This window comes from Massilia litorea, from assembly GCF_015101885.1.
Lineage (GTDB): Bacteria > Pseudomonadota > Gammaproteobacteria > Burkholderiales > Burkholderiaceae_D > Telluria > Telluria litorea.
Genome location: NZ_CP062941.1, coordinates 603,677 through 616,402, shown reverse-complemented (window position 1 = coordinate 616,402; position 12,726 = coordinate 603,677). Strand labels below are relative to the sequence as shown.

Sequence of the window (12,726 nt, the reverse complement as noted above, 5' to 3'; positions counted from 1 at the left end):
CGCTTATCGTGGATGAGGGAACACATGTTTTTCACTATAGAGTGCAACGAAGAGATGTGGACAGAGGCAGACGCGCGTGCGATCAGAAACCCTGTTTATGCGAACTCGCGTAGGGGGCGCGCGGCAAACCAACTTGGATGCTTGGGAGAAGTCGCGGCAGAACATTGGATGTGCCGGAACGACATACTGTTCAAAAACGAAACATACTTAACTACGCATGATTATCGGCTGCCGTGCGGGATCACGATCGACGTCAAGACCAAGGATCGTACCGTCCCTCCACGCCCCGCTTACGATTGTTCCGTCCCCGAATATAACCACCAGCACCAGTTGCCGGATTATTATTTGTTCGTATCGCTGCAACGCGACAAGACCTTTGGCAAATCGCTCGACATTCGTCGTTATAAATATGCGCACGTTCTGGGTGCTATAACTCTTGCGAACCTCGAGAGCAACGGGAAGGTTTGGCGCGCTGGCGAGGTCGACCCGGCAAACGGGACGCGCTTTTGGACCAGCTGTATAAATGTGCGGATCAACCAACTTGAGCCGTTAAAGCACGTGGCTGCACGCTGGTTATCACCGCAACGCACGGCAGGGGCGCCCGGCTAAGACAAGAGCTGGAGCCATTTCTGGCTAGTCCGTATCTCCCACTTCCACCGTCTTTGCATCCATGGCAGCTCGCCGCTTGCCTTGGCTTTCCTCCTCGCCCCAGTGAAGCGTTTCCATGTCTCATACCTGAGAGCGGCAAGGGTAAGCGGCTAGAGTGTGAGAAGGACCGGAGGGGTGCTGCAAGGACAATTCCTTGTCAATCCCGGTCTGCCGGAAGTAGCATATGACAAATTGCGAACAAAAGGAGTACAGCGCATTGGCAATGCCAAAAGGGAGGACTCGGGCCCTAGTGTGGGTACGGTAACTGATGTTAGAAATGCAGAGAAGCAACAATTTGCCAGAAGGCTGGCGTACACAGGTCGAGCGCGTCTTACGCCATTATCCGGAAGTAAGTGAAATCCGATCAATCTCGCGGCACGTTGGCGAGTTCCCGGCATCCCATGCTAGACCCGACCGGTGTGCTCGACGAAGGCTAAAGGCCGCGGATTCCCTGACGACCTACGTATCCGGCATCACGAACTGTCGTGCCGACCACAAGCGAAACATTGGCCTGAGAGCTGTAGGCTCCCCGGCCGGCAGGGCATATCGTTAGAACGTTCGCGGACCTACTCGCAGCCTTGGCCTTGTCGCACGTGTAGGTTGGTTATGTAACTACGCCGCAGAGTACGACGTGTAAATCCGCTGTAGGGTACGTGCGCAATTGATTGCGTAATGGTTTCGCCAAAGCTAGGAAGGTCCGCGACGTTGTGTGGCACCACGTGGCAGCAACTGCATTCTCTCCCTACTAGCACTTCATCTTACCGCGCTGCAACCGTCTAACAAGCTTTGCCATTCCGGACGATCCGGTCCTTGAACCACTCACTTGCTTCGTTGGTCTTGGAGAGAATTGCTAGGCGTGCGGTCGGGCGCGTGCAAGCGACATACAAGTCTTCCATGTAGAAGGTGCTGCCAGGGCCGTTCACAGGAATTCCCGCGTCAACGAGGATCACGGCTGGCGCCTCGATACCCTTGAAGCTGCGGATTGTCGAGAAGCAAACCTGACCTGGCAGGCCCATGCTCGATAGGTCCTCTGTCAAGGACATCCCATGCCCTTTGGGATAGTCAGCCATGCATGAGTTCTTGAGCGAATACGGGGAGAGGATCACGACTCCCCGGTCTGTGCTCCATCGGTGCGCCAGCTCCCATGCCTTGCTGGCCATCGACCTATTGTCGGCGCATGCCGTGATCTCAGGTACCTCGCCCGCTGGCATTCCCGGCATCGAGGCTATCTCGTCAAGACCGATAAACGCATTGGTCGCGCTGTTCACCCGGACGGTATTTCGGCAGTTGTGGTATAGCTTGAAGATGACATCGGCACCGAAGGCGTCTCCTCCACCGACCTTGAACAAATCCTGACGGCGGTCCGTAAAGATTACCCACCCCGAGTCGCCCGGCCGGAGGAGCTCGAGCAGCGCATACAGCCGAAGGTCGCCGAAATCCTGTCCTTCGTCTACGATGATTGCGTCGTACTTGTCGTCGTCGTCGCACATTGCCGCTTGCCCGAACGCTTGTTCGGGTAGTGCCTCTTTAAAGAAATGGCTTGGCTCACCCGAGATGGCCGGATGCTGGCAGAACTCCATGAAGAACTTGTCAACGCTTGTGATGTTTGAAGCAAGGTCGGGGTTCCGGTTCCGGAGCGACTCAGCAAGCTTCTTGTTGAAGCAGACATACAGCGCCTTCTTCCCGGCTTCGACCAATGCCTGCAGCCGCCAAATAGCCAGCAGCGTCTTGCCTGATCCCGCCGGCCCCGTTACCGCGACATGCGGGAATTCGAATATTCCCCTAAGGGCCGAGAATTGCTGCCGCGTTAGCGTCTCGATCAGCTCCAAGTCATCCTGAACGTTGGCTGCGGTATCGGCCTTAGTCACCGCGAAGGGCTGGCTCGTTAGGATTGCCGCGACCTTCTCCGCAACGCCTATCGTAAATGACTCGGATTTCCCGTCAGAGCCCCGCTGCGTGAGCGCATGCCGGATGCGCGCCTCAAGTTGGTGGAGGTTGAGGCTAGTAACCATTGTCGACGAATCAAACATGGACGGCATGTTACTTGCGATGCCGTTGGGATAGGCAACGACCCATGAATAGCGTCCGGGGAACTTTGGCCAGAGGCCCTTTTGCTCGACGATCCTTGCGAGCTTGTACATGTTCTTCATGGCCTGTTCTGGGGGGGAAGGTGATACCAGTATTGCTTCGCCATCGTGGCCACGGCGGTACCACATCCCGTCTTGATCGATCCAAATTTCCCTAGAACCCTTTACCTCGACAATGACCATGCCCGAGCCCGGAACTAGCACTACGAAGTCGGATTGCCCGTCCGAGACGATGCCTGACTCGTCTTTGGTCGCCCAAGTCACGTTCGAAAGTACAACCCATGGCTGCGGAAGCTGCTTTTGCAATTGTCGCAAAAGCTTCCGCTCGGACGCGTCTGCCGGGAGTGGACCAAGTATGCGCGCCATCACCTGCTTCCTTCGTTCGGGTTCATGTATCGTGCAAAAACCTCCAGCCCGGCTGCATCTGCCTCTAGGAGCCTCTTACCCCCTGCAACGAAAACCATGGGTGCCGCCGCACCCGGCGCCCGGCGCACGATGATTTGGTGAAACTTCCCATCCTTGGCCCTCGCCAGCCAATCGCCGGGACTAGCATGCGTGAAGGGTGTTGCACCAACGTGCTCGTACCTCCGGCCCGCGTGCTCGAACGTCTCACCTGGCGCGGCCGGGGGCGGACTAGCGTGACCGGCCCCGAACGGTGCTAGTGGCATGCCTGAGGTATCGATGGTGCGGAATTCACCAAGGTTCGCGCGAACCCATGCCATCCGCCGCGACAGGTTAAAGGAGTCGATCAGACGGATCCACTCGATCCCGTTTGCCGCAGCCCATTCCTTGCAGGAAGCGAGCAGGTTCTTTCCCCCGGGTTGCTCATCGCATAGGGGGTGGACGACGAGGGAAACGATGTTGGCGCTTCCCGGTTCTCTCCAGCCAGGAAGTGGTGCCATGGCGGGAAGCGGGGCGCTGGCTGTAGGGAACGCTTCGCGGTACCGCCGGGCGACGCCTTCCGCAAGTTCCAGCCACCGGGGCATGGCGACAGGATGCCCGTCGCGCCCGGAAATTGCCGTATCCAGCCCTGGCCGGTACTCCTTGCTGAACATGGTTGCAAGCATCTCAATGCCAAGTTGCCAGTCGAGGAGGCCATGCAATGGACGGTTGCGGTAGCCCCGGAGTAGCGTTTCCGGTCCTCGCCAAGGCTCCGAGGCACAGCGCTCCCATGCTTTGCGCAAGCTCGCCCCCATCCTTGACGCGGGTCCCCTGCCGAGGACGCACCCCTCCAGCAAGTCTTCCCAGTTGTCATGTGCCCAATCGACCAGCCCAGCCCCGTTTGGATGGGCATCGGCAAGATAGAGCTCCGCTCCTAGATCGAGGTTACTTGCAAACCTGTGCACCGAAGCAATCTCGATGTCGAGCGAGTCAATGTCGAGTTCGAGTGCAATGGCCCTTTGCAGGATGGTCGCAGCGGAATACCAGGCTGCACGGCGCCGTGCAAGGGCGCGGCTATCGTCGAAGAAGCCGATACCCATGCCGTCTGTCATCCTTATCCCGAGGACATCGGTCGTCTTCGGGGAGGTAAGAGCTACGCGCCGTTGCGGGGTGTCTTGGTCGTCATACCAGAGCGCGCCCGCTAGCGGGTATCCCGTCGCCTTAGGTCCGATCCAGTCTGCGTTAGAGAACCCGAACAACCTGTTGCCGTTCGTATTCGTCCTGAAGACCCTGACCTGCCTGCCCAGTGCGACCGTGCCGTTTAACTTATTGACGTAGGTAGCAGCGCCCCCGAGTTCAGGTGACATCACTACCGGGAATCCGGGGCGTTTACGAGCATCTTCCCACCGCCCGGCACCCTTGTTCGTGTCGAGGTCGGAAACAAAGGCGCGGGGCGCAACGGCCATGAATGGCTGCGCATTCGCAGAGCCACAACATGGGCAGCCGACAAGCGCAGGTTTCTTTAAGTAGTCCGCCTTCCACCATTCGGTCGCTTGCGTTGGCTCCAGCGAGCCAGACTGGACAACTTGTACCTGCAGTTGTCTGCAGTCGGGGCAGAACAGCTGGGCATAGGCCGCTCCTACTGCGGGGCCAGCTGCCTCCCATCGCTTCGACCCCGGATTGTATTGGGGTTCGCCACAGAGGCCTTTTGGCAAGATTTGACGCTTGTCCCAAGTACGGCTCGATCCTGGCACGAATTCGGAGACTGCCTGATCGAATGGACGGTCCAGCGATCTTGGCTCGTTCGTGTCGGGGAATGAGAAATACAAGTTGCGAACCGTGGTTGGCATGCCATACATCGGCAAGACACCCGCCTCGGCAAGGCGGAAGGCAAGGGTCGGTTCGACGAAGACTTGGCTCGATATCGCCTCCTTGATACGTTGTGGAAGCTCGTTCGCTGCAGCTACGAGTGCACCCAGATCGATCCGGGTGCCGGCCGCGATCGCACTTGCCACTTCCTCGACTTCGAGCCGGCGGGCAGACAACCAATCTTGCAAGATTGCTAGGCGCGGTGTCGTGTCGTCGACCATCCCGAATTCACCATGAACGTCGTGCTTGCCATTGGTATCCGCCCAGCTCAGTCCTGCATCCCGGAATGCCCTTCGTAGGATTTCCTTCGCTAGCAGCCGTTCCGCCAGGATCCTTTGTTCATCCCCTACGGCCACGGTGGGCTGTGGGGGAATGCCCCCTGTCATCTCTTCAGGGTGCTCGAAGTGGATCCGGTCGTGCGACTGTCCGCGGCAGAATGTCAACGCCGCCGAAAATGGCTGTCCTTTCCGCCCTGCGCGGCCGGCCCGCTGCTGGTAATTGAACCGCTCGGGAGGCATGTTGGCCTGCATGATCGACTGCAGGGAACCGATGTCGACGCCCACCTCCATTGTCGTTGTAACCGACAACAGGTCGATCGCATCTACGTTCGGATATGCCTTCCGCGTTACGATATCGTGGATCTCGTCGTCCTCGAAGAAGATGTCGCGGAAGTGCCGTTGCCTTTGTGCTTGGTCAATCGTCTGGCCAGTGAGCTCCTCCGCGTGGATGCGGAATGTCGCGCGTGGGTCGTCGGCCTCGCGGGCATAGTAGTGTCTCTCAGTGATCGTATGGGCTTGCCTGGACAGGTCAGGACCGCTGGGAAGCGTTTTGTAGCAGCGAGTGCATATCCCCGCCGATGCATGCCAATGGGTTTGGTTGCAGTTTGGGCAAATCCACGGGCTCGCACTATCGCCGACGACCCGGACCCACAAGTGCTCCATCCGAACCAGTCCCCATTCGCCGCCGGATTGGTGCCCTGCTGCCTTCAATGCATCGCGGACTCCGCCCCGTAGTACCTCGGCGTCCACGGCGTTTTTCCTGCCCACGGCCTCGAGGTAGCGAAGTACGCGCTTCTTTGCAATGTTCCGGGATGAGCTGTTAGGTTGGTCGTCGGCCCAGGCGTCGACTGGGTAAGGGCGCTGCGAAGGATCGGTTTGCCGTTCCTCCGCAAGGATGCGGATGATGGAATCGCAGGCTTCGCGGAAGGCTTTTCCCATCCTAGGGATCGGTGCCGTGCTCGTAGTGGGCTCAATGCAAAGGTACCCCAGGCCCTGGGCTTCGAGGTCGTATAGGAGCCGGCCCGACAGCGCACGCCAGGCTACCTTTCGTAGGCTTTGGCCAAGCACCGCTATGTCCTGCAGGTTGGCTTCCGATACGTCGGTGACGCGTGGCTCTACCACGCCGCTGCCGCGTTCCAGAACGGCTGTCCAATCGCGCCGGTCCTTTCCCGGCCGGACCGTGCGTTGCTCCACGGACGCTCCCCCCGGGTTCACCCCAGCGCCGACGAGGTCCCGCCACAAGGGGGGTAATCCTGCGCCGGCGCGGGGATCGGGAACCCGTAGTATGTCGTCGACCCGGACGAACCCCGGTTGGTGCCCGCGGACTTTCTCGATTGCCTGCTCGACCTCGACGGAACCCAGCTCGGGGTATTCTATTGCAGACGAGGCATCGACATGGAAGCGCCGCACCTCCTCGTACGATCGAGGGTCCAGATGCTGCTTGCGATCGCGGAGGACCTCAAGGGCAGCGGCGGTGTCGCCGGCCTCGAGCGCAGCCAGTACGCGTTGCTTGGCAGTGCCAGTATCGCGCGACGCGCCGTCCCGTAGTTCCCTGTAGAGGAACACACGTAACAAGTGGCTCCATTGCTGGTCCTCGACACCGACGGCCAGACTGGCCGCGGCTTCGCGGCTGTCCGAGAAAGCGACGAGGCGTCGCGATTTCCCCTCGGGTAGTATCCCCATCAGGTGTTTCGCTAGCAGGTGGGACATCACCCCAAGGCCGGTCACGAAGGAACGAACGGGGGAACTCCGCCCGATCCTCTCGGAGTAGTCGATCAAGCAGGCAGGGCACTTTTGCGGCATCGCCGGGAACGCGTGCTCATCGTCGCCATCACCCAATGCAAACCAGAGGCAAGCTTCCTCGTCGCTGGACTCAGCGCGGCTGCCGAGGCTGACGATCCCGGTGCGGCGATTGATGCCGGCCCGCTTCCATTCGGATTTACGCCTTCCTACTGGCTTGCCATTGTCGCTACGCTCCTCGGTACCCTGCTCCCAACTATATTCCCGCGGGTCGCTTATCTTCCAGTCCCGCGGGACCAGCCAGATAACACCCAGATCCTTGTATTGCCGGGCGTCCGTACGGGTTCCCGTGCTCGACTCGGGTAGCCCGTCTATCTGAGTTGGCAACGCAGTCAGCTCGTATGAAGGCGGCCCCGAGGGTCGCCCTGGCATACCACCTTGAGGCTGGTCCAGCTGGGACGTGTTGAGGACAATCTTGTTTCCGCACAGCAGTTGAGTCCCGCAACACTCGCAATAGAGGACCTCGAGCAGGCGATGGCCGTTGGCAGAAAGCGCCGGCTCGGGGGACAGGGGGCCGACCCGACGCCGGTTGTCCGATGGGTCCAGTACCGGCGTGGCCCAGAGTCCATCGACGTTTTTTGCCATCCAGTGGAAGCGGAGCCGCGGCAAACCGGCGTTCCGCGACTGCATCGAGCCCATCGCATAGAACAGGCCCCTGGTAGCCAGGTGCGCTTCGGCGCGGGACTTTAGCTGAGGGAACCAGCGCTTCGCAAGCTCGGACAGGGCGGTCGCTCGCAAGCGGTCGGAACGGAAGCCGGCCACGACCGTGTCACCGATGGCGGGGCGTGATTCCAGCAGGGCGGCCACGGCGCATGGGCCCGGGACCATGCTTGCTTCGGCAAGCCCTTGCCCAAGGTGTAGGCAGGCTTCTGTGAGCTTGTCGTCCATCGCTGGCGACGCGGTCGCGGCGTGGTGGAGCAGGGTGCCGGCCTCGACATAGAAGCGTTCTCGTGCCTGCCCGAGCGTGAGTCCGAAGAATCCCCCAAGGAACTCGTATGTGCTATCTTTTTCGCCGTCGAGCGACGCACTCGACGCAAGAATCTGGAGCTGGGCACTGTCGGGCTGCAGGCCGAGCCGGTTTAGCAACAACCGGACGAGGTAGCCGACCTCGGTGCCGGAGGCACCACGGTAGAGGTGGAGCTCGTCGATGACGAGCTGGAAGACACGTGACGAATCCTCTGCAAGCCATTCCCGCGTGATGTCTAGCATCTGCGAGTCGGCACGGTCTTGAATGATGCCAGGATGGGCATGGCGCATCAGCATGATCGAGAGCATGCTGACGTTCGTGATCAACAGGTCCGGGGGCGCAGCCTGCATTTCCCAGCGGTGGAAGACCTCCCCGGCGGCGGGTTCGACGCGGGGGATGAAGCTCGCCTGCTCGAGCGCGTCGTCTAGTTCCTTCCTGGCCTTCCTCACATTGTCTTTATCACCCGAGAGCTCGGCCGTTTTGGCCGCTTCGCGAAGCAATTGAATCCGCTCGTTCATCCTTGTTGATTCGCCGATTCCATCGCTGAGCGCCGTCGCTAGCCGCTCGCGGACCTTCTTGTTCGGTGATCCATCGGCCTTGAATGGATGGCCCGAAACAGGCGTCGACCCGTTGTAGCGGCCAAAGCGGATGCGATTCCCGCCCAAGACGCTGTCCTGTGCGTGGTGGGCCTCGTCCGTATCCAAGGCAGTGCGCAGCCGGGATAGCTGGTCCTCGACCAAGGCGTTCATCGGGTAGAGGATCAAGGTGCGAATGGCTGCCGGCCGGACCTCACCGCGTACCCTGCGATGGGTCTCGTCCCATGCTGGCGGCTTTGCCTTCGTCCAGGTAGCACTGGTCGGGTTGGCCTTGCTCCACCTTGTCTTGGGCGCTAACGCTTCCTTGGCTAGGTTGGCTAGCACTGGCAGCAGGAATGCCTCGGTCTTACCTGAACCGGTTCCGGTAACCACGACGCAATGCTTTCCCTCGAGGGCTTGCTGCAACATGCGTTGCTGGTGCACGTATAGGGGATGGCCGTCCTTGAAGAGCCCCGCGCTAGCAATAGAGCAGAATGCTTCCTTGGCTTCCGTTGTCATGCCCGGCAGGTCCGCTCCGGCTAGCGCCGCCAGCGTCTTGCCGGACTCGTAGGAAGGGATTGGTTCCACGAAAGGCTCCTGGAACAAGACCGCATCCTTGTCGAGGAGTGCCTTCCGGTCGCGCTCGAACGTAGGAGAGTTGGTGCCGAAAGCCGACGTTATGTACCTCTTAATGCTGGCTTGAATGTGCTCGAATGACGCTATGGGATCTTTCACGCTTTACTCGCTAATGTGGGGGAGCCAACTGGGCCGGAAAGTCTGTCCCCCAAGATGTCAACTACGAAATGGCCAAGGCGGCCCCGAGCTTGCCTGCCACTATTACCGCGACGTCCCTCGGGACAGACCTGTACAAGAGCCACCGGCCGTTCGCCATGTCGGAGTAGACGTGGCTAGTAGCTACCAACCACTTTCCATCCGATCGCCTTGCTATCACGAGCTTTCCAGCCACACTGTGTCCATCCGCCTCGGCGATATCCGGGGCTTGGCCACTACACAGGACTAGCGCGCGCTCGAGGACTACTGGGAGGCTGATGCGCGCGGGAACGAACAATGTACGGTCTTTATCGGAATAGGGAATGGGCCACGGGCACGCGTCGTCGATAGAGTAATTTTTTTCCATGAAGCGCGCGAAAGCACGCAGGGCAATCCATACTCCCCAGCGGGAGTCGCGCACGAAGCCATAGCGCGTAATGTTTTCCTTCCGCGTCGCTAGGACGTATACGCGTCCGCCAATGATGTCCCGGTCGTCCATCCGGAACAAGTCGCAACCAGACTGGGGGGCCAGGGAGCTTGCATCCTTGAAGCAACCGCTTCCTGCATGGAGCCGCTGTGGATGGTGTTCCAGTGCCCCGATGCTTTCCACGGCACCGTTCTCGATTTGGATGATTACGTCTTCGCATGTCGCGGCCCACGACGCAATTTGTACCGACTGGGGTGGAAGGCTTGCCATGCCGGCAGCCATGGCGATACGGGCGGCGGAGGCTTCGTCGCGGACTAATATCCTCAACGCTGGCAACAAACCAGCCGTTGGGGGATCGCAATGGATGACATCGGCCCCGGCCTGTTCGAAGAGGGTCCGCCACTGTTGCTGAAGCAGCGTGCCAAGGATCCCGCAGACTGGCTGGCCTCCAGCGACTAGGGGCAGCCGGTACAAAGTTGGCGGAACGGCATGGACTCGAGTGAAATGCCCTTTTGTACTAGTCTCAATTTCCACGTGCCCACGGCAGCGGAGGTCCAGCAACACTTTGTCCGCCCGGACTTCTTCGTCGTTCCGGGCAAGCAGTCTTGCGAGTTGGTCCTTTGCCGTCCCATACGCCATCGAACCTTGCCGTGCCAGGCTGTCCAGGAAGAGGGCCGCTGGACTGGAAACGTGCTTGGAAATGGTTAGCGCACTGGACGGATGGCCCAGCGAATCGACGGTGAGGAGGCGCGGGTCGGTCTGGACAGGTGCGGCTTGGGGAGAAGCGTCGGCAAGGGTTCCCCGAAGGCCGGACAAGGCTGGCTGGGGGCGCCCTTGTGGGTCTAGGCTGAAATCCCTGCCCAGAGTGATTTGCTCGCCGCTGTCCGGGGCAATCCGCAAGGTGGCACTGCCTAGCTCCCGGTTGCCGAGGACTGCAGTGATACGGAATAACTTCTGCGCCGTATCACGTAGCAACAACCTGAATCGCCGCACGCCGGTCTTCCGGCCAGGGACTGACGAGCTAATCTCCTCGGCAGTAAGTGCTTGATCGGTTTGCAAGGTCGTGCCGGGGGGGGCGTCGAGCTCGATGGAAGGGAGATCATAGGAAAGATATTGCCGCTTGCTTGCCCTGCTAATGGAGCGGCCCCCGACGATGGCGAGCAAGCGATGGATACCATTCGTAGCGACGCTTCCCGGCAGCTTGCCAACTTGCGCCTCGGTGAGCAAACCGCAGTCCGTCAGGCATGCGAGCACCCAGTCCGGCGGAAGGCCCGCGGAGTCGACCATTTGGTGCTTGACATGTTCATGTTCAAGCCACCACAGGAGCTGGCGTGCGACCCGCGGTGCCGCCAGCAAGTACGCACAACCATGCCGCGGCAGCGGCTGTTCTTGGAGTTCTTCGTGCTGGCTGGCGTAGTCCGTGCCCCACGCAAGGACACGCAGTTCGGCCTTTGGGAGTGCGAACATGCCTAGGCTGGCCGGCGCAGTTCCATCCTCTTCAAGCCGTGCCTTGAAGTGCACGTTCCGCGTTGCTGACTCCTCGAGTGCGGTCCGGGCCGCTGCGACGTTGCCGGAAGTGGTATCAAGAACGGTACTGCACCGCTCGGTCCCCCATACGGGAACCTTCCAGCTGGCCCCGTCCCTTTCGAGGACGACTTCGGTCCCCTCGCGGAAGGGGGGGACGCGCCAGTGAACTTGCCATTGCTGGTCCGCATCGTGCCAACCTAGCGCGAGCTCGACCTCCTCGGATGCGGAGGCATCGTTCGAGACATTGCATCCGCCTTGGTTGGAATGCATCGGGCCACTCTCGTCCCACTCTTCGAACAGGGATCGCAAGCTATCTTCGATTGGTTCGAGCAGCTCTGGGTAGCCAAGCGCGTCCTTGAAACTAGCCGACAATACGCCAGGGGCACAAGAGATAACATCCTTCGCTACTTTGGTGGACCATTCTTGCCCGGGTCTCAGTCCTGCCATCACGAATAAACGACCGCTTTCCTCGCAATCGCGCCTGGACATGATGCATTGCGCGCGCGGGACGCCGATATGTGCGTATCCGCCCAGCCTTCGAGGCACGAACCGGCCGAACTGCCCCTTAGTTTCCACTGTCCACGATTTGAGGTCGTCCCACGCGCACTCGATCTGTGCAAGATGCGAGCTGTTCCAACTGTCCGGCAAGCGCAATGCCCGGCGCAGATGCTTGTAAAAACCGTCGTGGGACGAAAGCGCGGAAGACCGCACAAGTGCAGCTAGGAAAGGAAGGTAGGTTGGAGCCTTACATGCACGATATACCGGACTCAGGAGGCTTGGGTCGACATAACCTGCCGGCTTGCTAGCTGGGTAAAGCCTTTGTTTCACAAGCCCTTGTACGCGAAGCACGAGGTCAAAAGCGTCTCCTCGGGCAAACCTTCCATACTTAACAAAAGTCGGCCATGCGGGACCTATCTGGACGGCCTTTAGGAAACCTTCGTCACCCCCGAGATCTGGCCCGATGAGGTCTAGTTCGTCGCTGTCAATCTGAAGCCACACCTCGTCACCTTGGCAGGCTTTTGAAAAGAAAGTTTCGAGCAGTCTGGCATTCCAAAGGCTGAAAGGGTCAGGGGGAGGGGCGTTTCCACGGACATCTAACGGAGGCATCGGTCGCTCACTCTTGCGTTCGCCAAAGGTCGACGAACTGTTTAAATGAAAATGTCTTAAAGATACTAAAATTTACCCGCTGAAATTTATCCGGTCAACATTTTTTTTGTAAATTCGGCAAGTCTAGCAAGACGTGATATTTCGATAGATTTGCTAAGAAATCGGTTTATAGGCCGTTATTTATCCGGTCATGGATTTGCTTGGTGAGTTGGTGACGGAAAGATGTCCTTGAATTAGCCCCTTAATTAACTAGACTAGTCCGTGATCTAGCGGCACTTGGCTGCCGGTG

Annotated in this window: 4 protein-coding genes; 1 reads left to right on the top strand and 3 read right to left on the bottom strand. The window is 59.6% G+C overall.

Going from position 1 to position 12,726, the window contains the following annotated elements; genetic code table 11:
- The first annotated feature begins 24 nt into the window (after positions 1-24).
- A complete protein-coding gene (locus LPB04_RS02690) occupies positions 25-609 on the top strand; it encodes a hypothetical protein (RefSeq protein WP_193687256.1) in 585 nt (194 codons plus the stop codon).
- 815 nt (positions 610-1,424) lie between these two features.
- On the opposite strand, the gene LPB04_RS02685 is transcribed toward LPB04_RS02690, so the two are convergent.
- From LPB04_RS02685 to LPB04_RS02675, 3 genes are all read right to left on the bottom strand, one after another.
- Positions 1,425-3,101: a nuclease-related domain-containing DEAD/DEAH box helicase gene (locus LPB04_RS02685; RefSeq protein WP_193687255.1), complete on the bottom strand. Its 1,677-nt coding sequence runs from the start codon at positions 3,099-3,101 to the stop codon at positions 1,425-1,427.
- Complete coding sequence (locus tag LPB04_RS02680) at positions 3,101-9,340, bottom strand: DEAD/DEAH box helicase (RefSeq protein WP_193687254.1); 6,240 nt, start codon at positions 9,338-9,340, stop codon at positions 3,101-3,103. Before LPB04_RS02680 ends, LPB04_RS02685 begins: the two co-directional genes overlap by 1 nt.
- 61 nt (positions 9,341-9,401) lie before the next feature.
- Positions 9,402-11,600, bottom strand: a complete 2,199-nt coding sequence (locus LPB04_RS02675; RefSeq protein WP_193687253.1) for a hypothetical protein — start codon at positions 11,598-11,600, stop codon at positions 9,402-9,404.
- Between the last annotated feature and the right edge of the window lie 1,126 nt (positions 11,601-12,726).